Annotated in this window: 21 protein-coding genes; 13 read left to right on the top strand and 8 right to left on the bottom strand. The window is 38.2% G+C overall.

The features are described from left to right. The first annotated feature begins 245 nt into the window (after positions 1–245). From ON09_RS10360 to ON09_RS10385, 6 genes are all read left to right on the top strand, one after another. Positions 246–671, top strand: a complete 426-nt coding sequence (locus ON09_RS10360) for a hypothetical protein (RefSeq protein ID WP_010600999.1) — start codon at positions 246–248, stop codon at positions 669–671. Continuing rightward, positions 659–1,075 (top strand): VOC family protein, encoded by a 417-nt coding sequence (locus tag ON09_RS10365; protein ID WP_010601000.1) that lies wholly within the window; start codon positions 659–661, stop codon positions 1,073–1,075. Before ON09_RS10360 ends, ON09_RS10365 begins: the two co-directional genes overlap by 13 nt. A gap of 1 nt (position 1,076) precedes the next feature. Beyond that, positions 1,077–1,451, top strand: coding sequence for a DoxX family protein (locus ON09_RS10370; protein WP_010601001.1), 375 nt, complete (start codon positions 1,077–1,079; stop codon positions 1,449–1,451). 90 nt (positions 1,452–1,541) lie between these two features. Continuing rightward, positions 1,542–2,861, top strand: coding sequence for an alpha/beta hydrolase (locus ON09_RS10375; RefSeq protein ID WP_238533648.1), 1,320 nt, complete (start codon positions 1,542–1,544; stop codon positions 2,859–2,861). 96 nt (positions 2,862–2,957) lie between these two features. Then, on the top strand, positions 2,958–5,567 hold the full coding sequence (locus ON09_RS10380) for a PAS domain-containing protein (RefSeq protein WP_010601003.1): 2,610 nt from the start codon (positions 2,958–2,960) through the stop codon (positions 5,565–5,567). 319 nt (positions 5,568–5,886) lie between these two features. Continuing rightward, positions 5,887–6,645 (top strand): YihY/virulence factor BrkB family protein, encoded by a 759-nt coding sequence (locus ON09_RS10385; protein WP_238533649.1) that lies wholly within the window; start codon positions 5,887–5,889, stop codon positions 6,643–6,645. A gap of 128 nt (positions 6,646–6,773) precedes the next feature. Here the strand turns inward: ON09_RS10385 and ON09_RS10390 are convergent, their stop codons facing one another. Further along, complete coding sequence (locus ON09_RS10390) at positions 6,774–7,196, bottom strand: secondary thiamine-phosphate synthase enzyme YjbQ (RefSeq protein ID WP_010601004.1); 423 nt, start codon at positions 7,194–7,196, stop codon at positions 6,774–6,776. Positions 7,197–7,204: 8 nt separating this feature from the next. After that, entirely contained in the window at positions 7,205–8,518 is a 1,314-nt protein-coding gene (locus ON09_RS10395) for a M23 family metallopeptidase (protein WP_010601005.1), read from the bottom strand. Positions 8,519–8,761: 243 nt separating this feature from the next. Here ON09_RS10395 and ON09_RS10400 point away from each other — a divergent pair, with 243 nt between their 5' ends. The 3 genes from ON09_RS10400 to ON09_RS10410 are packed head-to-tail and all read left to right on the top strand — an operon-like array spanning position 8,762 to position 14,552. Then, complete coding sequence (locus ON09_RS10400; RefSeq protein WP_010601006.1) at positions 8,762–12,037, top strand: SusC/RagA family TonB-linked outer membrane protein; 3,276 nt, start codon at positions 8,762–8,764, stop codon at positions 12,035–12,037. A gap of 30 nt (positions 12,038–12,067) precedes the next feature. Next, a complete protein-coding gene (locus ON09_RS10405) occupies positions 12,068–13,591 on the top strand; it encodes a RagB/SusD family nutrient uptake outer membrane protein (protein WP_029204262.1) in 1,524 nt (507 codons plus the stop codon). A 55-nt stretch (positions 13,592–13,646) separates the two neighbouring features. After that, positions 13,647–14,552: a glycerophosphodiester phosphodiesterase family protein gene (locus ON09_RS10410; RefSeq protein ID WP_083837976.1), complete on the top strand. Its 906-nt coding sequence runs from the start codon at positions 13,647–13,649 to the stop codon at positions 14,550–14,552. A 16-nt stretch (positions 14,553–14,568) separates the two neighbouring features. Here the strand turns inward: ON09_RS10410 and ON09_RS10415 are convergent, their stop codons facing one another. Continuing rightward, positions 14,569–15,009 (bottom strand): hypothetical protein, encoded by a 441-nt coding sequence (locus tag ON09_RS10415; protein WP_010601009.1) that lies wholly within the window; start codon positions 15,007–15,009, stop codon positions 14,569–14,571. Positions 15,010–15,312: 303 nt separating this feature from the next. On the opposite strand from ON09_RS10415, the gene ON09_RS10420 reads away from it, so the two are divergent. The 3 genes from ON09_RS10420 (at position 15,313) to ON09_RS10430 (ending at position 20,039) form a co-directional block, all read left to right on the top strand. Further along, the gene (locus ON09_RS10420; protein ID WP_083837977.1) at positions 15,313–17,415 is read left to right on the top strand and encodes a WG repeat-containing protein; all 2,103 of its coding nucleotides are present in this window, start codon (positions 15,313–15,315) and stop codon (positions 17,413–17,415) included. 122 nt (positions 17,416–17,537) lie between these two features. Further along, positions 17,538–18,962 (top strand): hypothetical protein, encoded by a 1,425-nt coding sequence (locus ON09_RS10425; protein WP_157258921.1) that lies wholly within the window; start codon positions 17,538–17,540, stop codon positions 18,960–18,962. A 27-nt stretch (positions 18,963–18,989) separates the two neighbouring features. Further along, positions 18,990–20,039 carry a hypothetical protein gene (locus ON09_RS10430; RefSeq protein WP_029204264.1) on the top strand — a complete coding sequence of 350 codons (1,050 nt, stop codon included), beginning with the start codon at positions 18,990–18,992 and terminating at the stop codon, positions 20,037–20,039. Between the two features lie 144 nt (positions 20,040–20,183). On the opposite strand, the gene ON09_RS10435 is transcribed toward ON09_RS10430, so the two are convergent. The 5 genes from ON09_RS10435 to ON09_RS10455 all read right to left on the bottom strand — a co-directional run bounded on the left by ON09_RS10435 (position 20,184) and on the right by ON09_RS10455 (position 25,085). Beyond that, on the bottom strand, positions 20,184–20,699 hold the full coding sequence (locus ON09_RS10435) for a hypothetical protein (protein WP_010601013.1): 516 nt from the start codon (positions 20,697–20,699) through the stop codon (positions 20,184–20,186). A gap of 131 nt (positions 20,700–20,830) precedes the next feature. Next, positions 20,831–23,503, bottom strand: coding sequence for a TonB-dependent receptor (locus ON09_RS10440; RefSeq protein WP_010601014.1), 2,673 nt, complete (start codon positions 23,501–23,503; stop codon positions 20,831–20,833). 10 nt (positions 23,504–23,513) lie between these two features. Next, positions 23,514–24,350, bottom strand: coding sequence for a GLPGLI family protein (locus ON09_RS24235; RefSeq protein WP_157258922.1), 837 nt, complete (start codon positions 24,348–24,350; stop codon positions 23,514–23,516). Between the two features lie 46 nt (positions 24,351–24,396). Beyond that, positions 24,397–24,720 (bottom strand): hypothetical protein, encoded by a 324-nt coding sequence (locus tag ON09_RS10450; RefSeq protein ID WP_010601016.1) that lies wholly within the window; start codon positions 24,718–24,720, stop codon positions 24,397–24,399. 32 nt (positions 24,721–24,752) lie between these two features. Continuing rightward, positions 24,753–25,085 carry a hypothetical protein gene (locus ON09_RS10455; RefSeq protein ID WP_010601017.1) on the bottom strand — a complete coding sequence of 111 codons (333 nt, stop codon included), beginning with the start codon at positions 25,083–25,085 and terminating at the stop codon, positions 24,753–24,755. A gap of 320 nt (positions 25,086–25,405) precedes the next feature. On the opposite strand from ON09_RS10455, the gene ON09_RS10460 reads away from it, so the two are divergent. Next, positions 25,406–26,950 (top strand): histidine kinase (locus tag ON09_RS10460; RefSeq protein WP_010601018.1); only part of this gene is annotated, 1,545 nt, incomplete at its 3' end.

Below are 26,950 nucleotides of genomic sequence, written 5' to 3' on the forward strand. Positions count from 1 at the left end.
CCTGCAAAAACTACATTTACTGCTGTAAATAAATATCGCGGATCGGCAATCGCTTCGATTACTGCAGTTTGAGGAACTAAAATGGATATATGTTTCATCACTTATAATTTGGTTATGATTAGATGCTTTTTTCTTAAACAAATATAATCATGAGGCTTGTCGGAAACAACCCCATCAATTGTCGTTTCTGCATCTTTATATTCCCACCCTTAGCAGGTAGGTTTGTTTAGCTTAAAAGTGGTACAATGGAAAAATATAATCTAGTAAGCGATATCAATGTAGTTTGTGTTCAGGCAGGCTCGTTTCCAAACGGGATCATGGCTGCACATCAGAAACTTCATGCCCTGATTCCTGATATCAAACAACGAAGAGTGTTCGGAATCAGCAGACCAGAAGGTGCAGAGATTATTTACAAAGCTGCAGCAGAGCTAGGGGAAGGCGATAGGTTTGATCATTCGGATCTGGAGAGGTTTACAATTAGAAAAGGAGAATATCTGGCAGAATTAATCACAGATTTTATGAATGATGTTCCGAAGATTGGTAAAACATTTCAAAAACTAATCAGGCAGCCGGATATCGACCCAGAAGGATATTGTGTAGAAGAATACATCAATGAAAATGATGTGCGTTGTATGGTGGGTATTAATAAAGAAATAGATTGGCAAGTATAAATTCATATTTAACTTTTAATGGCAATTGTAAAGAAGCCATGCGCTTTTACCAAGACTGTTTGGGTGGAGAGTTAACCCTGCAAAGTATTGGTGAATCTGCCATGGCAGGTGATATGCCACAAATTATGGCCGATAAAATATTGCATGCTGTACTCATAGTAAACGATATTGTAATCATGGGAACTGATATGATTGATGATAGCGGTTTGGTAAGTGGCAATACCGTTGCCTTGATGTTAAATTGTGATACAGCGCTCGAATCAAAAGTTTGTTACGAAAGATTGGCCAGGGGCGGAAAAGCCAGTCATCCCTTGCAGGAAACTTTTTGGGGCTCGCTATTTGGCAATTTAGTCGATCGCTACGGTAACAACTGGCTAATTAATTACGATAAGAAATTTTTATAAAATGAAATCAATCAAAACCTGGTATTGGGTGGCTACCATAATCTTCGCCGTGTTGATGTTAATGGACGGCTTTGGAGGCATTACCCAGCAAGAAGCCGGAAAAGAAGTATTCAGGCATTTGGGTTATCCTATGTATTTGCTTGAAATTTGTGGGGTGGCGAAAATTTTAGGAGCCATTGCCATCTTACAGAATTTTTTAAAAGTAATTAAAGAATGGGCTTATGCAGGTTTTGCCATTAATTTTATCGGTGCTTTCGCCTCAAGAGCCCTGGTAGGCGATGAGATTGCGTTGCTTATCCCACCGGTTGTAGCACTAATGATTATGTTTATTCCATACATCTTATGGAAAAAGTATGAAAATGTTAAAAATAGTTAAAACGAACTTGTTAGTTGTCTAATAGGTTTTTAAGAGGCAAATATTCTTAACTTTGATACTTGTGATTTAACCAAACATGACACAAGATTTATGATGAAGAGAAGTATCTTATTTGTAATTGCCTTACTTTTTACTACCACAGCATTTTCTCAAAATGTTATCCAGTTATTCAATAGTGCAAATGATTTCTTCAAAGTATTGCAGGAAGAGAAATTTGCTGATGCACATGCCTTTTTTGATGATACGCTCAAAACAAAGCTTACTGAAGATAACCTAAAAAAACTTTGGGTTGATATTGGTACCAAATATGGTAAGGCTGAAACATTTGATGCAATTCAAAGCAGAGCGCAAGGAGAATTTTTTGCCGTTACTGTTGAAGGTAAGTTTGCCAATGGCGAGCAAAATTTCATTTTAGGTTTTAATAAGTTACAAAAGATAGTGGGCATTTTTCTGGCGCCGCCGAAAAGTGCGGTTGCCTATGCAAAACCCATTTATGCAGATACCAATTTGTATAGCGAAAAGCAGATTTACATTGGCCCGGCAGGGAAACAGCTCGCCGCAATTGTAACAGTGCCCAAAAATGTAAAAAACTTTCCAATGGTAGTTTTTGTTCATGGTTCTGGCCCGGGCGATATGGATGAAAGCGTTGGGGCAAATAAACCTTTTAAGGATATGGCTGGTGGTTTAGGGTCAAAAGGCATTGGTTCTATCCGTTATGTGAAAAGAACGTTGATTTATCCAAACGAATTCTCAAAACCTTATACCGTTAAAGAAGAAGTACTTGATGATGCAGTTGCAGCAATTGCTTCTGCCAAAACGGTAGCAGGAGCTAATCCAAAAGCAATTTATGTTTTTGGCCATAGTTTAGGCGGCATGCTGGCACCGAAAATAGCATCAACTTCTCCGGATGTGGCAGGTATCGTAGTTGCAGCGGCTCCGGCAAGAAAAATGAGCGACATTATTATCGATCAGAATAAGTATATGTTTGACTTATCGAAAGATACCACTGCAGAAAATAAAAAATACCTGGACGATGCAATTCTTCAAATTAATAAAAGTAGAATCACCCAACTGGGAACAACCATTAAGCCTGATTCGGTGATATTAGGTTTGCCGGCAAAATACTGGGCTGATTTAAATGCCTATAACCAGGTTGCTACTGCCAAAAACTTAACTAAAAAAGTTTATGTGCTGCAAGGTGGCAATGATTTCCAGGTAGGAAAAACGGATTTCGATTTATGGAATACCGCACTCGCGAAGAAAAAAAATGTTACGCTGAAGTTTTACCCCGATTTGAATCATTTGCTAAGTCCACAAACTGAAAAAGGAACTATGGGCCAATACCAAACGCCCGTAAGTGTTTCGGAGGTGCTGGTCAATGATTTATCAGCATGGATAAAAGGAAAATAGAAAATTTTTAAAAAAACAGCCTTGGCTAAAGCCAGGGCTTGTTTTTTTTTGCCTTAATATTCCCAGATTTCCTATCTTTAATGAACTAAACAAAAAATGACAACGCTATATTCAGAGCAAGATAGATTCAATTCTTTGGTTGAAGCATCACCAATGCCTACTGCCATTTACCAGGGAAAGGAAATGATCATCAGTGCGGCTAACCAGGCCATGCTTGATTTATGGGGCAAAACTGATGTTGTTATCGGAAAACCACTTATCGAGGGTATTCCAGAGTTAAAAGATCAACCATTCATAGGAATATTAAATGAGGTTTTCGCTACAGGGGAAACCTACCATACCAAAGAATCGCCTGCAGATTTAGTAGTGGATGGCCAGCTTCAAACTTTCTATTTCACGTTTACCTATAAGCCGCTAAAAAATGAGGCTGGCGAAACCTTTGCCATTATAAATACTGCTGCTCACCTAACAGAACTGGTTGCAGCAAGAAAACAAATTGCCGATACTCAGGAACGTTTAACGTTCGCATTGATTTCTGCTGATATTGGAACCTGGGACTTAGATCCCATCCATAATACTGTAAATTGGGATGCCCGTTGCAGGGAGCTATTTGGTTTCTCCCGCGATGGCGAAATAAAATATGAAGATGTATTAAGTTGCATCCACCCAGATGATGTGCAACTGGTAAATGCGGCGGTGCTTAAAGCCATCAATCCTAGCAACATCGGGCAGTATGATATTAAATACAGAACGTTAAGTAAGATTGGCCAGGTATTGCGCTGGGTCCATTGTAAAGGTAAAGCATATTTCAATGAAGATGGCGTTGCTTACCGTTTTGCCGGTATTGCGCAAGATATTACCAGTGAAATTGCCGCTGACAGGCGTGAACAGCAGTTGCTTACATTGATTAATAATAATGCAGATCACATGACTGTTGCAGATATGCAAGGTAATGTGATATACATGAACAAAGCATCCCGGCTGATGCTTGGCGTTGAACTTACAGCAGACGTGACTCAACTTAGCGCCAAAGATTTTTATACTTCAGAAGAGCTTGATCGGGTTCAAAACCACATCATTCAGGAAATAGATAAGGTGAAAGGTTGGCAAGGAAACATTAGCCTTGTGAATTTAAAAACCAGGGAAACTATCCCTTGTAGGGTAAGTTATTTGTTGATAGAAGATCCGGCGACCGGTGAAATTATTGGCAGGGGAGCAACCGCCAGAGATCTAAGACCGGAACTTAAAGCGAAGGCTGAGCTGGAAAAACTCGCTTCAATTGTAGGGAGTAGCGAAGATTTTTGCAATTACTGTGATACGAACGGGAATACAGTTTACATCAATCCGTCGGGTAGGGCTTTAATCGGCATCAGTGAAGAAAATATTCCGAAAAGTAATCTGTTTGATTACCATAGCGACTCATCCAACGAAAAAATAAAGAATGAAATTTTACCTCTCCTGTTTTCTAAAGGACGTTGGTCGGGTGAGTTAGAATTGCTTCATCAGGAAACCAAAGAGATTATTCCCATTCATAAACAATTGTATATGATTAGGGAAGAGATTACAAATTTACCTGTTGCCATTGCTGGCATAGCCAGAGATTTACGACCAGAGTTGAACATTAGAAAAATTCTGGCTGATAAAAATCTTGCTTTGCAGAGCGTGGTAAATGAACTGGAGTTTTTAGCGAACACGGTACCCTCAGTGGTGTGGACAAGTAAGCCCGATGGAAATCTTGATTACATTAACCAGCGATGGTTTGATCAAACAGGCAAGGGAGTTGAGGAAACCCTGGGCAGCCGATGGATGGAAAGTATCCATCCGGATGATTTTTTGCTGGCCAAAAAAGCCTGGGAGGTGGCTTTACAAACCGGATCGCCATATGAGATCGAATTCAGGTGTTTAGATAAGTTCGGAAACTACCGCTGGTATTTGGTGCGAGCCATGGCACTGAAAGATGCTGAAGGCAATATTGCGAAATGGTATGGAACCAATAATGATGTCCATCATCAAAAAGAACTTGAAAAGCAGAAAGATAATTTCTTAGGTATCGCCAGTCACGAGTTAAAAACGCCTGTTACCAGTTTAAAAGCGTATGCGCAGGTAATGGAATCAATGTTTAAACGCTCGGGCGATTTCAAAAATGCAGATCTTCTGGGTAAAATGAACAAACAAGTAGATCGCCTCACCAATTTGATTAGTGATCTATTGGATGTAACGAAAATTAATTCTGGCCGCCTTCAATTTAACAATGCCGAATTTGATTTCAACGAAATGGTAGAAGAGGTGATTGAGGATGTTCAACGGACTTCCTTCAGGCACATTATTAAAAAGGAACTGAGCTTTAACAAAACGATTTTCGGCGATCGCGACCGCATTTGCCAGGTAGTTACTAACTTGTTGACCAATGCCATAAAATACTCGCCAGATGCCAATGAGGTAGTGATTTATACCAAAGATGAACAGGATACTGTTAAAGTTTGTGTACAGGATTTCGGTATCGGGATCAGTCCAGACCTGCAAGATCATGTTTTTGAACAATTTTATCGGGTGAGCGGAAACAAAGAGCATACTTTTCCTGGCTTAGGTTTGGGTCTTTATATTTCTTCAGAAATCGTAAAACGCCTCGGCGGCAAAATCTGGGTAAATTCGGTACAAGGGAAAGGTTCTACTTTTGGCTTTAATATTCCGGTGATTAAGGAATAGGCAGATTGGAATGCTTTTACAATCATTAGGAATAATTAATACAAACAATTCGAAATATAAGAGGTTTAAGTTTTAGATAAACGTAATACTATTCTTATCATGGCGAAGCAAAAAGTAACATTAAAAGGAATTTGGGGTGTATTAAACGCAGCCTTCACAGGATTCGGCGATCATAAAGTAACAAAATTGAGTGGTTCGCTCGCATACTATACGGTGTTTTCTATGGCGCCGCTTTTAGTGGTAATTATCTCGCTATGCGGTATTTTTTTTAGGAAGAGAAATTGCAGAAGGAAAAGTTTATGATCAGCTAGTAGGTTTCCTGGGCCGCGAGTCAGCAACTTCGCTACAGGAACTAATCAAAAATGCTTATCTCGATAACAAGGGAACGATGGCATTAATCATCGGTATAGTAACTTTGTTAATTGGTTCGACTACGATTTTTGGTGATATTCAGGACTCAATAAATACGATTTGGGGTTTAAAACCAAAACCCAAACATGGCTGGGTTAAGATGCTGCAGAACCGTTTTCTATCTTTTTCAGTAATCATTAGTTTAGGATTTGTATTACTGGTATCTCTTGCAGTAACTTCAGTTTTAGATGCTTTCAGTGATAGATTACAGGCACGTTTTGCTGATGTTTCATTTTATGTTTTCTACGTTATCAATCTGGTTGTCACCTTAAGTGTCATCACATTAATTTTTGGGGTGATTTTCAAAGTTCTTCCAGATGCAATTATCAAATGGAAAGATGTATTGGCCGGTGCCGTAGTTACGGCTGTTTTATTTATGATCGGTAAGTTTGCCATTTCGGTTTACATCGGAAAAAGTGATGTGGGCGGCACTTACGGCGCCACAGGCTCACTGGTTGTCGTGTTGTTGTGGACATACTACTCGTCTATTATTCTTTATTTCGGGGCGGAGTTTACAAAAGCTTATGCCATTGCTTATGGATCGGAGATTTATCCCGCCCACTATGCCGTTACAACAAAAGAGGTGGAGGTTGAGTCTACCCGTAAATCCATTCAGGATAATCATCCGGAAATTATAGACCAGGTTAAAAAAGAAGAGGAGAAGTAACGTTGAATAAATTCATGACGGTAAAACAACAAGTTTTACTGTTGAGAATTTGACTAATAGGCTTACTAAAGTGAATTGCTCCGCCATTAAAAATAGCGTTCGAGACGATCATTTACAATCGTATTTTTCTACACTCCCCATGCGGTAACAATTAGGCGCCTTTGCCCACCACGATTCCGGTGTTCGCAAAGGTAAATTCCTTGCCAGGTTCCGAGTGCCAGCCTTCCGTTGCGGATAGGAATGGTTACCGAACTGCCCAATAGTGCTGCCTTTAAGTGTGCAGGCATATCATCTGACCCTTCGTAATCATGTTCGTAATCCGGGTCATTTTCCCGGACAGTTTTGTTGAAGAACATTTCAAAGTCTACCCGAACTGTTGGGTCTGCGTTTTCATTAATGGTTAATGATGCCGAAGTATGTTGAATGAATACCTGACAAATACCGGCTTTCATTCCCCTAATTTCAGGTAACGCATTTTCTACTTCATTGGTAATAATGTGAAAACCTCTTCTTCGTTCGCTAAGTGATAGTGTCTGCTGATAAATGTTCATCTTCAAAATTACTTAACAATCCAGCCAACTTGTGCAGTTTCATTGCTGATTAATTGATAGTTGTTAAAATTCCCTAAAACTTCTACCGTTTCACCTGTTCTTAAATTCAGTTTCACAGCAGCCAGGCTATCCGGTTGATCAAATACTTTCTGTTGAGCCACTTTTATTTTAAACCTTTGCAAAGGTTTAGAGGTTTGCGTCAATTCACTGCTATTAATAAAGCCTGTAATTCCATCTGGTAGTTCAGCTTTATAAAAATTTCCTGTAGCCGAACCAATATTCACTATTGTACCTGCAGTTAGGTTAGTAATGGGTGTAGATTTATTTTGAGGCAGTGAGTATAAATTCACTTTGCCAGTTGTTCTCAGTGTTTTGTTTAGATTGGAAACTGATGCATTAATTTTACCTGGTGTTTTGGTCACTGGATCGATGAATGGTAAAGGGTTAATTGCCCCACCAAAAGTATAAATGCCAAAATGCAGGTGCGTTGGCGTAGTTCTGGCATTTCCGGTATTGCCCATCAAGCCTACAGTATCACCTAATTTTACTTCTTGCCCTTCAACGGCGATTTGCTCATCTAAGTGCGCATAGTATAAGGTATAATCTTTTCCATTTGGCTTTAACCAAACCACCTTTCCACCTAAATTATTTTCATTAACTCTGGTAACGGTTCCTCCGGCGCTCGCTACAACCGGACTTCTAAAACTTCCGAAAATATCAACGCCTTCATGTTTCCGGGCATTATTGTCTCTTCCATCTCCCCAGTAACTGCCAATGCTTTTTGTTTTTGATTGTGTAGGAAAGGCCAACGATGGCCCTGAAGTGATTTCCAACGTATATTCCACGCTCTGCAGTAATTCTGGCTGTAACCTGATCAGGTAATTTCCTGTCACATCAATTTCGTATTGAATGGGATGATTCAATGTATCTGCAGATGCAATGCGCTTAGGATTATTCACATCATTCAGCTCCCATAAATCTAAATAGAGTGCAGTAGTGGTGGGTTTCTTTATTAAACCAATCGTGATTTTTTGTCCTTTAGTAGCTGAAAAACGGTAAGCAGCTGCAGGAACTTTACCTGCATCGAAATAACCGGTTTCACGATAGGGAATATTAATGTTCAATGCCTTTTGCAAACTGTTTGATGAGGCAGCTATCCATGCCGATCCCATCGCGGTTTTATCCAATCCTGCCGTTTCGAGTTTTCTACGATATTGCTCATGTGGGCTAGCTGCTTTGAATAGATTAACCGTTCCTGACTTACAGGAAATGATGGTAATTGAAGTAAGGAGAATGATAAATAATGAAAAACGTAGCTGCATATTCAGGGTGTGTATAGTAGAAGAACAATTATTTGGATCACAAGTTTTTACCAACCTCATTATGATTGACATACTTTATCGTTTCAATTTCACTGTTAATAATCATTTAACACTGACTGGGATTTGTTATTCCAGAGTTAACCTCAGGCATACATAGTGTTAAAAGTACACATATACTTTTGCCCTCAGTAAAATCACTTTCCAAACAAATTATTATTCAAAAACAATCATTAAACACAAAAGATGGTATCATTTTTTTTAGCTCCAGGTATTAAAAGCACTTGTAGGAAATTACTTTTGCCCCTTGGATTATTGGCCGTTTGTAATTCAACTGCCATGGCCGTAGGCAATGGAAAACTAAATCCCACCATAAAGCTGAACAATTTTTTTGCAGCAATTAGTGGAACGGTAACGGATGAAAAAGGACAAGCGCTTCCGGGCGTTAGCGTTTACGACAGACAAAGTAAAAAAAGTACCACCACAGATGGCGATGGTAAATTTACGTTAGACGTTCCTAATGGAACAACTCTGGTTTTCTCGTACATCGGATACGAAACGCAGGAAGTTTCAGTTGCGTCTGGTAAAACGATTAATATAAGACTTAAGGAAAGTAGCAATACATTAAATGAAGTGGTGGCCATTGGTTATCAAAAGATTAGAAAATCGGATGTAACCGGAGCAATCAGTAGCGTGAAAGCCAGTGAAATGAATTTAAGTGCACCAACTGTGGGTCAGGCTTTGGTAGGTAAAGTTGCCGGGGTTCAGGTTTCGCAAACCAGTGGAGCACCGTACGCAGGAACTAAAATCCGGGTACGGGGTGTGGGTTCCATCAATGCCAGTTCAAATCCATTGTACGTAATTGATGGTTATCCTTCCGGTAATAACGTATTCATCAATCCGGAGGATATTGAAACCATTGACATTTTAAAAGATGCCGCCTCTGCCGCCATCTACGGTTCAAGAGCTTCTGGAGGTGTGGTGATGATTACCACCAAACGCGGTAAGGATGGAAAAGGTCGTTTTCAATATGATGTGCAGGCTGGTGTTACACAGTTGCACAAAAAGGTAAAGCTTTTGGATGCATCGCAGTTTATCCAGTTAATGATCGATGGCCGCAACAATGCCTATAAAGATTTAGTGGTAAATGGCGGGCGACTGACGTGGAACGACTCTATGTTTTCTGATAACAATACCACCAGAACCACAAATGTGGGTAATGGATCATCAGTAAGTATTCCGGAAGATATTTACGATTTCGCCAGCCAAACAGCGAAAGCCCCTGCTTTCAATACCGATTGGCAGGATGAATTGTATCAAAACGCTTTTTTTCAACGTCATAATTTAGCCTTTTCTGGCGGTAATAAAGACATCAAGTATTTTGTAAGTGGTGGTTATCAGGATCAGGATGGTATTGTTACGAACACCGCCATGAGGGCTTTGAACTTTCGTTCAAATATCGAAGGACAAGTCAGCAAAAAATTAAAAGTAGGTGCAAATATCTCGTTAACGCAAACCAATAATAAAGAAGTGGGCGAAGGTCGTTTTAGTCCGATGATGTCGGCATTGCTTTATTTACCATACTTACCTGCAAATGATGCCAACGGAAATCCAATAAAATATGGCATGTCTGCATTGGCCAACCAGTTTGGTTACCAGGGACTAGAGAATCCGGTAGCTACAGTTACTGAAATGAAAGTAAATCGCCTGGGTAATAGAAATACTTACAATGCTTATGCTAACTACGAAATTTTAAGTGGATTAAATTTCAAAGCCAATTTAGGTACCAACAACTATAGCGAAAAGTATGATTATTATCGCCCGACCAGTTTGAGTAACGGAGGTGGTAATGCACCAGGTTCGCCATCATCTATTGCAGCAGCAAATGCGGTGGCTAGAAATTTAACTCAGGTAGATAAACTGGCTGAATTTACTTTAGATTACGCTAAAAGTTTTGGCAAACATAATTTAGATGTTTTGGCAGGATATTCTGCACAACATACCACGAGCGATTTAGTTAGGGTAACTGCGACTGGATTTACAAGTGATAAAATCGGTGAAATATCTGACAAAGGCGCTGCAAATACAGATTTTGTATTGAATGAAGCAAACAAATCAGTAACCACTTTACTATCTTATTTCGGTCGTGCCAGCTACAACTTCGACAGCAAATATTATCTAAGTGGAACTTTCCGTATGGATGGTTCATCAAGGTTTGGTCCGAACAATAAGTGGGGTGCTTTTGCATCGGCCGCGGCAGGATGGAATTTATCACAAGAAAGCTGGTATAATGATTTCTTAGGCAGAGGTTCTTCGGTTAAACTAAGAGCAAGTTGGGGTTTAAGTGGTAACAACAACATCGGCGATTATAACCACACCCAAACCATGAGTTCGCCGGGTGGAGTTGTTTTTGGTCCGGGTAATGCCATTGCTACTGCGGTTTGGGCAGGAGGTATCAAAGATCAAAACCTAGGTTGGGAATCAACTTCACAGTATAATTTTGGAACAGACCTCAGCTTTTTCAACGGACGATTATCATTGATCGCCAATTATTATTACAGTTTATCTTACAATTTATTATTTAACCAACCGATATCTGCTATTTCAGGATCATCAACCATTCTAACCAATTTAAGGGATAGTAAAGTAAGAAATAAAGGTTTCGATTTTCAGTTGGATGGTCGTGTGGTTAGCACCGATAATTTCAATTTGGGCTTAAGCGGAAATATTTCGTTCAACAGCAACAAAGTATTAAATCTGGGTGGTAACAGCACCATTTTTAGTGTTGGGGCAGAAAGACAGTACATTACCCATGTGACACAGGAAGGTCAATCGATTGGTATGTTTTACGGTTACCAGGTTGCGGGCAGGGTAACACCTGAACTATTAGGTAAAGTTGCACCATCATCTGCACAGTCTAACCCATATAAGGTAGGCGATTTATATTTTGAAGATACCAATGGCGATGGCGTGGTGAACGACGCTGATAAAAAAGTAATTGGTAACCCATATCCGGATTTTACTTATGGTTTCGCAGTGAATGCAAACTTTAAATCTTTTGATATCAGAGCTTCATTCAATGGATCGCAAGGAAACGATGTATTGGATGGTCAGGATTATTACTTATACAATTTTGAAGGATCGGGTAACCAGTATGTAGAAGTAGCAGATCGTTACCGAAATCCAGCTAATCCCGGCAGCGGTTTAAATTACCGTGCTTCACGTGCAGGTACGCAAAGTAACAGTACCCGTTTATCCTCATTTTATGTGCAGGATGGATCTTATTTAAGATGTACCAACATCACCTTGGGATATAATTTTCCAAAATCGGCTGCGAAAACGCTTCATGTAGAAAACATCAGAATTTTTGGAAGTGTAGACAATGCTTTTACCATTACCGATTACAAAGGTTATAACCCGGAAGTTGATTATAACGCTGGTGCCAATTTAACGCCTGGTGTAGACTATGGTAACTATCCATTGGCCAGAGCCTATAATTTGGGTATCAAACTAACTTTTTAATCTTCCATGAAACCATTAAAATATATCAAAATGAGAAAAAATATATTCATAGTTTTTATAGGATTGATCTCTTTATCGGCCTGTAAAAAAGATTTTCTTGAACAAACGGACCCAAATGCAATTACGGTTGATCAGTTTTTCACTTCACCCAATGATGTGTTGCTCGCGGTAAATGGCGTTTATCAATCTTTGAGAAGCAGCAATAATATTGGGGAGAGCAGTAATTTATATACCGAGCAACGTTCGGATAATACTGGTACCAATGATAACCAATCAAATGCCGGTGAACCGTTCCAGTTCGGTGACTTTAGTATCTTACCGAGTAATACTTATTTAAAAAATCACTGGGTAAGTTTGTATTCAACCATTACCAGGTGTAATGTGATTACTTCGAATATCGATAAAGTACCTTTTGCCGATGCCAATTTAAAAGCGCAATACCTGGCAGAAACTAAATTTGTGAGGGCATTGATCTATTTTCATCTGGTGAGAAAATGGGGCGATGTGCCATTGGTAACCAAACAACTAACGAGCAATAATGAAGTGGTTGAAAATACATTCAGACAACCGCAGTCAGTAGTTTATGCACAGATAGTAGCCGATTTAAAAGATGCATTGAATAGCAACCTGCCAAATTTAGCTACAGGCGCATCTGCCGGGCGTGCTTCAAAGGCAGCTATCAATGGATTGTTAGGTCAGGTTTATTTAACTATGGCTACTACACTAGAAAGTGGTAAAGCAGAGAATTTAACCAATGCAAATACTTATTTATTGGCGGCTTATAATCTGAAAAATTTCAACTCGCTTGCAGCTATTCCTTACGCAGATGTATTTGATGTAACAAAGAAAACAAACAATCCGGAGGTCATTTTCGAGATTGTAAATCTCCAGGGAAATATTACTTATGCTTCTAGCATTGCAGCAAATAACCAGGCCTTTGGCGAAACCCTAAATTCAAGAAGAGCACCAACAGGTGTTGGGGGTAATGTAACGCCAGATTTGGTTTTGGATTATGAAAGCGGTGATCCCCGTAAGGATTTTTCAATCAAATACGCTGCTGACACCAGAGTGTTAGACTGGTTTATTACCAAATACCGCGATGCGAGTGAAGCAGCAACAGTAAACGGTTATGGTGGAAATAACTTCCCCTTAATGCGTTTTGCTGATATCATTTTAATGCTGGCAGAAGTGAATATGCTACAAGGTAATGATGCTGTGGCAATTCAATATTTAGATATGGTGAGGGCGAGAGCAGGAGTGCCTCTGTATGCTGTGGTTCGTAATAATGCAACTTATAGTGCAAAATATCCAACACTTAAACTGGCTATTTTACATGAGCGTAGAGTGGAATTGGCTTTTGAAAACCACAGATGGTTTGATCTGTTGCGTAACTTTACCACAGCTGAACTGGTCACTTATTTTAGAGCAAAATCTCAGGCTAATTTTGGCAACGCCAAATTGAGTAACTTTTCGACTAAAGACAGGTATTTTCCTATTCCTTTTGACGAGTACAAGTTAGACCCGGCAAAAATGTATCAGAACCCTGGTTATTAATGATTATTTGCATCAGGCGGTTGAGCAATCAACCGCCTTTTATTTTTAAATTAGAATGATGAAAAATAGATTTTACTTTGTTGTTTTTTTCCTGACAGCGATAGACTTTACTGCCGCTTTTGCACAAAGTCCTGCGGCCAAGTTAAGTGCTGCATTTAACCGCACCAACAAGCAAATTCTTGTTGCAGCGCATCGTGGTGACTGGAGGAATGCACCCGAAAACTCTCTGAATGCTTTGCTAAACTGTATAAACAAAGGCTTCGATATGATGGAGCTGGATGTTAAAATGACTAAAGACAGTCAGTTGGTGGTGATGCATGATAATACCATTGATCGCACTACAAATGTTAAAGGGAAAGTGAGCGATTTCACTTTGGAGGAAATCAGCAAATTTAAGCTGAAAAATGGTTTGGGCAGAGTTACGCCAAACACAATACCAACTTTTAAAGAAATGATGCTCGAGGCAAAAGGGAAGATTCTGATCAATGTAGATAAGGGAAATGATCATCTCCCGGAGGTTTTTAAAGTTTTGAGGGAAACAGGAACTATGCAGCAAGCCGTCGTAAATGTCGGCGACAATATTCCTTATCAAAAACTGGTTTCAGCAGAAAAAATTCCAGCAGATGCCTATATCATGGCGGTGGTGAACATGGCCAAATCAGATGCACTGGAAATTATTAAGGGATATCAATCCGCCGCAAAAAGTATAATCCAACCGATTTTCAATACCGATACTTTATCCAGTTTGCAAAAGCTTCCTGAAATTGCCAAAAATCAAATCGTTTGGCTGAACAGTTTATGGCCATCGCTCAATGGCGGTCATGATGACGATCGGGCAGTAGAAAAAAATCAAAAGAAAGAAAGCTGGGGCTGGTTAACCGATTTTAACCCTGTATTTATTCAAAGTGATCGTCCTGCAGATTTAATTCAATATTTAAAGGAACGAAAACTGCACCACTAGGCGATTATCAATCTACTTATCGCTTATTTAACTGATCAAAAACAGCCGCGGTAACCAGACCACCAATCAAATACCAGGCTACTGTCAGCACCTTAGTTTTATCGGTTTTGGTTACCGGTTTATCATCTAATCCCATTTGATCGGGAAGTTTAATTGCTCCCAAGCCAGCGGTTAAGCCAGCAACGGCACCTTTCAAATAAATGTTTTTGCTACCGGCCATACCAATCGCACTGTAATAAATGCCATTGCTAATGATGTCGCCTGCTAAAGTAGCGGCATACAAATTATCTCCGGTTGGCGCTTCGAGGTTCAAACTGTTCATGGATCGGGTCAAAGCTTCTTCACCTAATAAATCAACCCGAGGTGCATCGGCATCAAATCTACGCACTGTTTCATGTAATATATTTAAGGCTGCGGCACCGGCAAAGCCCGCCAAAATTGCTTTCAAAACTTTCATTGTATATATCTTTTAGTAATGATGAAGCGATCAGATCTGTGGATCAAAAAATCATGATGGTTTCGTATTTATAAAAGCAGAGAAGCGGTTGAATTGTTTTGAAAGTAATACTAACAGATAGGTCTTAATACTTTTTTGCATGATAAAATAAGTCAATAAGATTTCTAATAAGGGCAAATAATAGCCTAAACCTACCAAATATTACTTCAAACCCTACGAATTGTAATCGCTTCAATTTACTAGTTGAAAGATCAATAAATTCGTAAAGATGCTTTGTGTATAAGCCAAATCTGTTGATCTCATATGATGAAAATTCAAAAATACCTGACCGTTTTTATTGTGGTTTGCTTTAGTTCCTGCGTGGCGCAATCAAAGAAAGATTTGATCGAAAAAATTGATGATGATATCAATGGTTTGAAGACCATTATTAAAATCAGCGAAACCAGAATTATGATTTCGGCGGCAACGACTGAAAAATTTTCGCCAGATCAGCAAAGTAATTTTGAATCAGACAATACCAAAAAAGTTAGCGACAGTGTGTTGAATAAGTTTTTTACAAACCGTAGCGTGAACAACAGTTTGCTATACCCATATAATATTATTGCTTTAGATAAGGATGAATATGATTTGCTGGAATTAATGGGAGAGAAGAGTACTTACTTTATGGACAATGCAGACATGGAGCCTGTCTACGCTCCTCAGAGATTTGTTTTTTTAGATGGTACCGAAACAAATAAAGGTTTTTTAACCCGTGATAGTATCGCGAAAAAGCATACAAAAATGGAAAAAGATAAGGGCGAAGATTATGAATTTGTGGATGAAAAAGGAATGAATGAATTGGAAAAATACATTTGGAAAGCCAGTAGTTTTGATGATAACATTGCAGTGCTGTCACCTAAACCAATTAAAAGCATTCAATTTAAAATTAGTCTCCCATTGGCCAGTAAAACTTTGTACAAGGTTAGTGTGGCCAGTCCAGAAGTTAAAACACCTTATGGAATTATCCGCTTAGATACCATTTTGGGTAATCAGGTGCATTGTAGTTTGCCTGATGTTGAAAACGATCGTGATATTAAAATACAGGCTTATTACAAAGATGGCAGGGTTTTGTCTCAGAAGGGAAGTAGCAGCAACACTGAAATTACACCGGCGAAAAGGAAGCGTTACGAAGATTATATTAAAATACTGGATAAGGCAAAAGAGCAGGTGAATGCTGATGCAATAAAAACTGAAAAAGATCTTGAAAAATGGCTAAAATCAAATGCGCCTGCAGCTTTAGCCGATGCTGAAAAAGGTAATCGCAAAAAAGTTATTTACACCTTTGCCGGTCCGGTAAGTAGTGTCGGTTTTTCAGTTAGCGACAGCCTGCCACAGATGAGAAATTTCAATGCCACTTACAATTTAGATTATGAAGAGGGAGATGGCGGCTACTTTCTGGCGATGGATTTTGCTAAAGAAAAAGCCGGGTTTATCAATAAGGAAGGTAAGTGGGTTATACCGCCGCAGTTTAATAAGCATTTCCGCAAACTGAATCAATATTTTTACTGGGACCAATATGATAACGTTGATAATACTTATTGGATCAATTATAAAAGCCAGAAAGTGGAGAAAGTGTCTTATAAAATCGATGAGTCAGAAATTTATGATGGCAAATATGTAAAGATTGAGCCTCATGTAAATGGAGATAACGGTGTGGTGAATGCCATTACAGGGCAAATTGTATTGCCAATGGAATATGATAATGTAAAGTTTAAAAACAGCAAGTACTGGTGGGTGTTAAAAAATGGTATGGAGGGTGTTCTTGATCGAAATTTTAAAATTATTCTGCCTTTAAAATATGACGATATTGATATAGATGGTGATTATTTTAAAGTGAAAGAAAATAATCAGGTAAATATTTTTAATGCAAGTGGCAAGAACCTGACCCAGAATAAATTCAAAACGATTAAGGGAACTTACCATGATGGTTTGCTTTTAATTGAGAAAGCAGAAAAGAAAGATGAAAGTACCGTTACTAGATATTACTATGTTGATAAACAGCATAATATCAAAATAAGAGCTAGTGATAAAGGTTACGAAGATCCTGAACCTTTTAGCGAAGGTTTGGCTCTTGTGGAAAATGCCAGCGGAGATAAAGGATTTATCAATACCGCAGGTAATCTGGCCATTCCGTTTAAATTTAAGTATGCCAATGGTTTTTACCCAACTTCCAAGTTGGCGCTGGTTCAATTGCAAAATGAATCGTATGTATTAATCAATAAACAAGGTGTGGTTGTGAAAAACCTGAATGGAGATTATTACAGCCAGGATTATGATGAAGATACCAACTCCTGGAAAATAAAAGTTAATGGAGGTGTAGTTTACAATGAGTTCGGTAAAGAATTGCATGGTGCTGATAAATGGTAATTAAATCATAAGGAATAAGTTGAGGAGATACATAAATGAACAAGGCCATGGATTCGCTCAGGCAATGGAATTAAAAAGCAGTAAATATGATGCTCAAGAGAAATATTAAAAAAATACTGTTAATGATCACTGCAGTATTAACAGTGGGAACAGTTTCCGCACAAAAGAAAGTGGTAAAGAAAAACCAAAACCTAGTTAAGATCTATGTTGTGCCGCCACCGCCACCGGTTGTGAAAACAATACCCGAAGCCGCTCCACCATCGATTGCAATTTTTGAAAGCAAAGCGCCAATGATTTCTGTTTCGCCACAAGAAGACAAATACGAACGCGAGAAAATATGTACAGATTGCGATACCTTGGTGTTGGAAGCTGGCAAACCCCACATTGTGATTTATGATGTGAAATGGATGTCGGACCGGGAAAGCAGAACTTACCGGAAACAACCTACAGAAAGTGATTTGACTAAGGATTATTACAGCATGCGAGGTCTTGTTAAAAGAGAATGGGATGAATTGCAATTAAATTTTCCCGCAAAGGATGTTAATTACCATCACATTTACCGCAATACTTTCATCAAAGTACCAAATGTTGGGAAACAGGATTTAAGCCTGCTCAACCGCCAGGAGCGTCATGAAGGGTTTTTATTCTGGAATGGTAAACCTGATGCTAAAATTCTCCAAAGCAGTAAGATGGCTCAACTCACCGAACAGATTGCAAAGGCTACTGGTGTCGATAAAACCTCATCATATTATAGCAGCTTTATGCAAGATAGTTTAGCAGTTGAAAAGCTGATGAAAACAACTAAAGCAAATGAGGAGGTTCAGCCAAACATGAACGCTTTCTTACAAGACGAGATTTTGCGGGAATATATATTGCCGTTTCAGTTTATGGATTTAAAAAATGTAAGCAGCATTACCTTACAGCCCAATGGAAAAGAAAAATTCACTTTTAAATTTAATAGATTGGGGCAATGGGTTGAATTTATAGATGGTAGGGAGGAACACAATATTATTACTTATCAAAATAATCTGCCATTTACCATTTCAGAGAAAGGAACCGTAAAAAAACACTTCTATTACCAAAGCAACACGATATCAGTAAAAGATCCTTATCAACTTAAAAGTTACAAACTAATCGGCAAAGTATTTTTTGATTCCATCCGGTATGCTACCGAAAAAATGGATTATGAAAACTTACAAATCAAATCGCATGGTGTTTATCAAATTGTTAAGCAGAATGGACAAACCTGTTTGGAGTATTCATTTTTAGATAATCGTCTTGCCTCTACTATATGTTATAGCAACAATCAATACACTTTACCACTTACCCTAACTGAAACTTTTGGTGGCGATCTTCAAACCAGAACTTTTAGCCTTAATGAAGACGGAGCATTACAGTTGGAAAATGTAAATAAATACAAAAGTTCAAAAAGGATTTATAGATTGGAAAATGGAATCATTAAAGCCTTTTACAGTACTCAAAAACGAGGTGAGGGTGACTATGCAGCGCCCAGCGCCGTTCAGGTAACTTATACTTTTTTTAAATAGATTTTTGTTGAATAGGAGATGAAGAAAATGTGGATAGGGATCGGTATTATTTTTATCCTGGGCTTTGGGATTTACATTTTCTTTGCGACTGAGAAATTGGTTTTAGAAAGAAATAACGAACCTGTGGATTCCAGGTACTCTGCCTTTCAGGAAATTGATGAACACTATAAATCAGGTGTTTTTGAAGTAAAGCGGGTAGCCCGTGTGGTGGTATCAAGTGCCGCATCGCCAAATCCCATTCGGATATTTCCATCCGTAAACCATCAACTTATTTTAGATTGCGATGCAAAGGTTGATGAGGACACAAAACATGATATTCGTTATTACAAAATAGATCAAAGGGGAACAGTTATCGATTCAATTTATGTAGCCTATAATGGGTATTGGGGGCAGTTTATTGATGATTTTATGGTTTACACAGGCGATAAAGATAGCTATTATGATACATGGCCGCTAAATGGAGATACTACCAGACATAAAGTAGTGGAGCTAAATGCTGATTTAAGCTGGGATGCTGACAGGGTGGAGGCAAAAATTAAAGTGATAAAGTCAGCTGCGAAATATTATTTTTTCAACTCACTATCCAATGAAAACGTCTGGTATCGTCAATGTTATTTCTATGCGGATAAAAAATGGCAATTGCTGTGGCAAAAGATGCCAGGTTATACCCAAATACCTGATGAGGAAAGTGCAAGCCGATATCGTAAAGATGTTTTTCGCAGTGGAGAAGTGAGTTTTGAAATTCCTAAAGACGTCAAACTTTTACATTTTCATCCTGAAGAAAAAATGAAATATTCCCATATTATTGGTGGTGGAGATGGTGGCTTCAGCATTTACAATTGGCGTGGAAAAGGATTTTTCGAAACCACTGTTGCGGATAAGAATTTTCAATTCATGGTGACCAAACTGGTTGTTGAAAAGGAAAAACATAACGGTTACCGGCCAAGTTTGTTTACCGTTGAGGAAGCAGGCGCTGCAACCAATCTTTACAAGCCTGCTTTTTACCATTCATCAAATGGTTTTTCCTTTTATTCGCCAAATGCTAAGGAGTTATTTCTGATTAAATTAAAGAAGTAGAAAGGATCTGGGTTGAAGAGCAAGTTGCATAGATGAAGTAAAGACTTTCTAATCCTAGTCGTCTTCTCAAATTTCTCAATGTGTTAGTTTGTTATTTAAAAACCAGGGGAATGAAGGAAAACAGAGGATGCAAATTACAGTCGCCTAACCACGTTGATAAACGACCATGTCATAATTCGTGTTTAACATTCTCTTCTGCGTTACAGATTTCTTATAGCTGTTTTTCGAGGTAATCTCTTTCACTAACTCGGCCATGAAATGATGATTATTAAAAGGTTGAATATGGAATAATACCTCATTTGATTGGCCATAAATGGTTAATGTATTTAAACGCTGTGCATTTAATGCTATGGCATTAATCTGATCATAGTTAATTACCAGATCGGGTTGATTTTTCCGATTCACCAATACATATTTATCATTTGTCGTCAAATTGATTTTCGGGTAAATAAATTTCATCAGAAAGAAAATAGGAGCGGTGCAGGCAATACCCACTAAAAACCCCAGTACCTTGCTACTGCCAAAATTATCTACAGCATCTGCAAGACCTAAGAAACCTCCAAAAACAAAAGATAATATAATCACAATTAATGCTACGTAAGCCAGGGCAAAACCAATTCCTTTGCCAGCATTTACTTCCAGGTAGTTATAAGTTTTCATCGATTTTAAAATTTAAATAAATATAAGTCTCTTGTGTGAGAAATATTACTGGGATTATTATTCGCCAATATTGGATTATTATCCCCATTGCTTGCTTAATTATTCGAAGAATGGATAAATGATTCAGAGCATCAAAAAGTAAAAGCATATTTCAGCAAAAATGTTCGCTCACGTAATGGCATTTCATAGGTTGATAGTTGATTAGCACTGGAATTGATTTGCCGGTACAGGTTTTGATTCACCAGGTTGATGCATTGGAATTCGAAAAAACTTTTCCATTTAACTGGCGCCACCTTGATATTAAAATCGAAAAACTGGTTGCGAACGGGCTGTTGCAAGCCCTGGCGATAAGTTGTAAAGTAATAAGCAAGGCTATAAGAAATGGTACTACTGATGTTGTGGTTCCATTCACCTTTAAATTTTTCACTTGCAGTTTCGTTACTGATTAAACCATTTATACTTTTCTGCTCATTTACAGATCTGCTCAAATCTCCATTTACTGTTAACGTTATTTTTGAAAATAGCTTTTTTCTCAGAACCATGCCTGCCGAAAGCTGTCGGCCAATAAACGGTGTGATTTCATCGTTATAAAAATTACTTCCCCTTTGCATATTTAAACTTCCGTGAATTAAAAAGTTAAGTTGAAGTGGAAATAAATATTTTGAAAAATTTCCGTTCAGGGAATACTGATCCAGTTTATTTTCGAAGTTAACCGCAATAGATTTTGTCAGCCCACTACCAATAATGTAAGAATTAATAAAATTTTGCTTTGTACGATCGTAACTGAAGTTAAGATTGTAAAACAGCATTTTTATAGGTTTTCTGTACGCATACCTAATGTTAAAATTACTGATATTGGTTTTAGGCAATGGCCTGTCATTAAAATTAAACTGCCGGTAGTTTACCAATACACTGCCCCTGTAGATATCGTTAACCTTACCAAACTCGGTTTGTTGTGCAAATCTCGCATTCAACTCACTATATTTTCCCAGGTTTTTTTTGAATTCTATTAGAGGATTAAAGAGAAAATAGCTGTTGTTTTCAGAATGATTTTTTTCGACATCTGAATAACGGATGTTGCTAAATGTCGGAGTCGCCTCTACACTGATTGATCCTTTTTCTAAAAGATAAAGAGCTGATATTTTTCCGTAATAACCAAAATTATCAAAACTAACGTTGTTTTTAAATTCGTTTCCAACCGGCGTAACAATGTTGAAAATATCCGTTTTATAAAGATGAGTGTTTAATCGTTTGTGCTCAAATGAGCCGCCAGCAGCAGCAGATAAAACCAATCGGTCAAATCTGGTTTTGAAAGTGGCCGATTGATTGATAAAAACATTCCCGGTGTTCACCTGCTGGTTAAGAAGTAAGTACGCCATGCCGTTATTTACAATATCTTCCTGAATGCCGGGTGTAATTTTCAAGTTTTCGTTCACCTTATAATATTGTACCAGGCCATTATATTGCAAAATGTTATTTATGCCTAAAGCTTTAACCAGGTTCGTTTCATTGCTTAATGATATTTGATGAGTGGGTTGATTTTGCCCAAACGCTTGTTCATTTTGACGTGTATTTCCATTACGATTCCATTTTGGTATTTCTAACTTAGTGATGGATTTTACATAAATGGATTTACTGTTTTTTTCTATCTGTGCCTCCGCATGCCACTGGTTAAGTTTGTATACATTATCCTGAATTTCATTGACCCGGATGGTATCGGCATTTCCCAGGAAATAACTAACTGCATTTTTGTATTTATATTTTCTTTTCAATTGCAGTGCAGATAAGTTTAAGCGTAATCCCCAATCAGCCTTTAATTTAAACAAAGCATTCAAGCTGCCCGAATAATCATTGTTTAGCAAATAATACTTCTCTTTCGTATTAGGTAAGTTTTCACTTTCCATAGATAAGAGGGTTTGCGGTGTTTTCAAACCAACCTCATTGTTAAAGGTTGCACCCAGGCTTGCCTGTTCTGCTTCGAGGTTTTCGCCAATGTTGTTGGTTTTAAAAGTATTTATCGCCTTGATTTTTTTGTTAAAAATAAGGTTGTTCAATTCACCTGTATAAGCGTTGTTCCCGGCGCCAGCATAGCCTGTATTTACACTCATGGTTCGGGCACTATCGGTAAGTTTAATGTTAAGCGAAACATTATTGCTGCTCACATAACCGTTCAAAGCCTTTACCGGCTGGTCGCGTTCTATTACCTGCACCTGTTCTACAGCACCCACAGGAACATTATTGGTGGCCATTTTGTATCTGCCATCCAATAAGTTATCCCCATCAATGTAAACCTTGGTGATGCGTTTACCATTATAAGTGATGGCTCCGTTTTCATCAACCTGAATTCCCGGTAGGCGGTTGATCACATCACCAATTACCCGGTCGTTTGATTCCTGAAAACCTTTTACATTATATTTTAGCGTATCGCTGGAAAGGCTGATTTTAACATTTGATTTTACCGTTACTTCGTTTAGTTTGTATGCCGTTTGTTTGAGTATAATCGAAAAATTCTGTTCATTTTTTTGCTGAAGCGCCTGGCTAAATTGCTGATAACCCATCCCTGAAATTTTAATGAAGTAGCTTTCATTGCCATTTTGAAAGTCACATTTAAACAAGCCCTTATCATTTGTTTTACTGAAAATTATTCCTGCACCATTTTGATTCACAACAGCTATTGATGCTGAGGCAATTGGATTACCAATGCTATCCTTTACGGAACCGCTTATTGTGAAGCTATTTTGTGCGAATAAAAAATTCGCACAAATAAGTAAGAATGAACATGAAAGGGCAATTTTTTTGAACAAAACGATTGGTTTAGTCGGTTAATTCTAAAGGATAGTTAATGGTAAATTTCTTTGCCTGCGGCGTATTGTTTCCGCCTTCGGTAGTGATTTTGTCAATGGTAATATTATCACTAAAACCGCCAGCTAAAAACCCTTCTGCTTGAGCTTTTTTCATCTTTTCATATTCTTTTTTTGTTGTGGGCGTAGCGTTTGCAGGGATGCTTATCGATTTCAACTGACTGAAATTGCTCTGAGCAATGAATTTTGTACATGTAAATTTGATGAAGTAGCGATCATCGTACGCTTCGAGAATAAGTCCGGGCAAGCCTTGTAGTTTCCATGGGCCAAAACTTGCCGGAATATCTGTTGTAAACCAGGCAGTATATTTTCTGCCTTTACAAACGCCAGTGGCTTTTTGGCAGGTGTAGCCTAATATGGATTTGGTTTCCCTATCAATTTTCCAGTCGATTTTATCTCCCTCACCCGCAATTAGATAACTTTGTGAGTAGGTAGTTTTTACCGTGAAAAGTTTACCCTTATCAACATAAATATCTTCTTCGGTAACAGGCAAAACTACACCTAAATCTACCGAAGCACTTTTCTTAACTTCAGCAGCATGCAATGCCGCCTCCATAGTAGAATCTTGTTTTAGCTTGGTTTGGCTGCTGTAAATACTTTTATTAGTTGTAAAGCCGAGTATAAAATCTTCACTGTAAACCTTACCTGTTTGGGTACTATCTTTTATGTGATAGAAATGGTAGTAGGCTAGTCCTGAAGGTTGCTCAGAACCGGTGTGGGTTTTGTATCTAAAAGACATCAGAATGCAAAATATAGCTGCCGGTATTATTAGTTTAAAATATCTTTTCATGTCGTTTTTGTTTAAAGGAACCATCCTCGTTTCTATTTAATTTTTATTAATGATTTTGATAACAGCCATCGCTGGTCCAGGTACCATTTTGAAAATGTTGCATTGCAGCAAGGTGCATGTCTCTCACGGGAGTGCCATCTGACGCAAATACGTGTATATACACTCTTACCCCACAGGCATCGGTAAATCTATACACCATTTCCTGGCGCACTAAATTCACTTGGTTTGATGATTGTTTGTCGCCAATTGATATTGATTGTGTGATCGCCTCATTGATTAAAGCGGTACGACTTTTAGGGGTATGATTGTTTGCAGCAGCATTAAAGGCTACTGATGTGCATAATAGTAATGCTAAAAATATACGTTTCATGTAAGTATAATTGAGGTTATAAAATCAGTTAATTATAAACAGCCATGATTGGCATCTATGGTTGCATCTACAAACCACCTCCATGCAAACCACCACAATTCATGGTCTGATGCAGCACTTGCGCCAGAAACATAAACTCTTGTAGCCTTTCCACAGGCATCAGTAAATACGAAGTTCATTTGACGGCGAAAAAGCCCTAACTGTTCTGTGGTAAGGTTTCCGTTTTCAATAGTGTTAACAGATCTGGAGCCTATTACAGTTTCCAGCTTTGTAGATGTTGTGGTTTGATTTTTGGGCAATGAATCGTTGGCCGAAGCGGTAAATCCAAACGCGGTGCAAATCAATGCAAAGAATAGTTTTTTCATGATTTTTTTTGTTTTAAGTAAATGGTTAATAATTTTTTAGAAATCAGAGGATGGTTTCTTATTTCTGATTTGAATTTGAGGAGAAAAAGATGAGTGAAAGAGGGCCAACTTACAACTGCTTACTGGCAACTGATATTCGTTTGTTTAATCATTATTTCCGAAAGTTTAGTGGTGGGAGAGATGTTGATTTTCAAATAAGCATCGATCCGATACGGATATAGATTGAAAAGCAGCGAATGTTTAACTGATTTCTTGATGGAAGTTTTCTATTTATATATTTAAAGATTATTTATAGATTTTATAAAATCAATCTCTCGTTAATGATATTAAATGCCAGAACCGTATTTGTACTTTGCTCCATTTGCAGTATCCTTTTTATTTCTTCGTGCAGAAATAAAAATGGCGCCACAAAAACGGCCGAATCAACCACGCAAAATCCCGCGGTAAAAAAAGATTATATATCCCTCATCATTTCATTTGATACATTATCTGCACTTAAGGTTAAAAAAAACATTCTTAAGGAAGATAGTATATTAAGCCTTTCTCCTGATAACGCCGCCAATCCTTATTTTCATTATTTCAGAGCGAGAAAATATAGCCTGGAAAAAAAGCGTGATAGCGCCTTATTAGAATATGAAAAGATAAAACCTGCAAAAGCAAACGATGAAGTTTCGCTCTTGAAAACCTTTGGTATTTTAACTCAAAACATGGGCAATGGGTCAATGGTAGAATCGGCGCTAACCAGTCAAATATTTAACGCTTTAAAAGAATCTGAGCAAATGAAAAGCCGGTTAACCTATAGGTTTTACGATTTACTGGCGCAGGCTTACTTTCAAAATCACAACGAGAAAAATTCATTAAAATATGCAGCGATCTACTTTCAGAACCATCCCTTTAACTTTCATCCTGTAATTAAGCAACGTTATTTCGATATATCGTTTTTGCTGGCTTCCAGGTTAAATGATTTTAAAAAGATGGCTTACTATAATAATCAAGCCCGCTTATTGGCCGGAAAAATTGGTGATAGCCTTGCGCTTGCCCGCACATACGATAACGAAGCGCAGCTTTACAGTCAGAAAGGCGAACCCGCAAAAGCATTGGTTTCCAGCAAAACATATTTTAATTATCTAAAGAAAACGGATAATTTAAATGATATCGCGTTTAATAATCTGGCAACCACTTTCATTCGAAATAACCAACCTGATTCTGCTATCAGATATTATAAAGAGGGCATTGAATTTGAGAAACGTGATGTTTCCGGAAAGCAAAAAGAAGTTCATTATGCAGGATTAATTGATGCCTATAAAATGAAAGGCGATTATGCCCGGGCTTTGGAAGCGGCCCAGGCTGCCCATAAAATAGAGCTTAAGAATAACGAAGCCATTGAAGCAGTTAAAGTTGCAGAAATGAGCGAAAAATATGAAACTGAAAAAAAAGACCGCAACATAGCAGAACTGAATGGGCGTAACAAGCTGAACGAAACCATCATTAAACAGCAACGTTCTTCAATGTTTTTGATAGTGTTGATTTTCCTTGGCGTCATTTCTTTTTTCTTCATCTTCTACCGTCAGCAACGTTTAAAAGCGAAAAATAACTTGCTAAAATCTGACAACCAGCGCCTCAATATGGAACAAAAACTGTTGCAGGCGCAATTAAATCCACACTTCATTTTTAATGCCATCGCCAATTTACAAGGTTTGGTAGCTTCGGGCCATATCGATGAATCGGTAAAGTACCTGAAATCTTTTTCTGGGTTATTAAGAAGCATTTTAGAGCAAAACCGTAAAGATTTTATTGAAATCGAAGAAGAAATCGCTTCCTTAAATAATTATATCCAGCTTCAGCAAATGCGCTATGCTGGTGCA

The organism is Pedobacter agri PB92 (assembly GCF_000258495.1).
In the GTDB taxonomy this organism is placed as follows: Bacteria; Bacteroidota; Bacteroidia; order Sphingobacteriales; family Sphingobacteriaceae; genus Pedobacter; species Pedobacter agri.

Coding starts and splice junctions, on each gene's coding strand:
- ON09_RS10360 (WP_010600999.1), top strand. CDS start 246: ATGGAAAAATATAATCTAGTAAGCGATATCAATGTAGTTTGTGTTCAG.
- ON09_RS10370 (WP_010601001.1), top strand. CDS start 1,077: ATGAAATCAATCAAAACCTGGTATTGGGTGGCTACCATAATCTTCGCC.
- ON09_RS10375 (WP_238533648.1), top strand. CDS start 1,542: ATGATGAAGAGAAGTATCTTATTTGTAATTGCCTTACTTTTTACTACC.
- ON09_RS10380 (WP_010601003.1), top strand. CDS start 2,958: ATGACAACGCTATATTCAGAGCAAGATAGATTCAATTCTTTGGTTGAA.
- ON09_RS10390 (WP_010601004.1), bottom strand. CDS start 7,196: ATGAACATTTATCAGCAGACACTATCACTTAGCGAACGAAGAAGAGGT.
- ON09_RS10395 (WP_010601005.1), bottom strand. CDS start 8,518: ATGCAGCTACGTTTTTCATTATTTATCATTCTCCTTACTTCAATTACC.
- ON09_RS10400 (WP_010601006.1), top strand. CDS start 8,762: ATGGTATCATTTTTTTTAGCTCCAGGTATTAAAAGCACTTGTAGGAAA.
- ON09_RS10405 (WP_029204262.1), top strand. CDS start 12,068: ATGAGAAAAAATATATTCATAGTTTTTATAGGATTGATCTCTTTATCG.
- ON09_RS10410 (WP_083837976.1), top strand. CDS start 13,647: ATGATGAAAAATAGATTTTACTTTGTTGTTTTTTTCCTGACAGCGATA.
- ON09_RS10415 (WP_010601009.1), bottom strand. CDS start 15,009: ATGAAAGTTTTGAAAGCAATTTTGGCGGGCTTTGCCGGTGCCGCAGCC.
- ON09_RS10420 (WP_083837977.1), top strand. CDS start 15,313: ATGATGAAAATTCAAAAATACCTGACCGTTTTTATTGTGGTTTGCTTT.
- ON09_RS10425 (WP_157258921.1), top strand. CDS start 17,538: ATGATCACTGCAGTATTAACAGTGGGAACAGTTTCCGCACAAAAGAAA.
- ON09_RS10430 (WP_029204264.1), top strand. CDS start 18,990: ATGTGGATAGGGATCGGTATTATTTTTATCCTGGGCTTTGGGATTTAC.
- ON09_RS10435 (WP_010601013.1), bottom strand. CDS start 20,699: ATGAAAACTTATAACTACCTGGAAGTAAATGCTGGCAAAGGAATTGGT.
- ON09_RS24235 (WP_157258922.1), bottom strand. CDS start 24,350: ATGAAAAGATATTTTAAACTAATAATACCGGCAGCTATATTTTGCATT.
- ON09_RS10450 (WP_010601016.1), bottom strand. CDS start 24,720: ATGAAACGTATATTTTTAGCATTACTATTATGCACATCAGTAGCCTTT.
- ON09_RS10455 (WP_010601017.1), bottom strand. CDS start 25,085: ATGAAAAAACTATTCTTTGCATTGATTTGCACCGCGTTTGGATTTACC.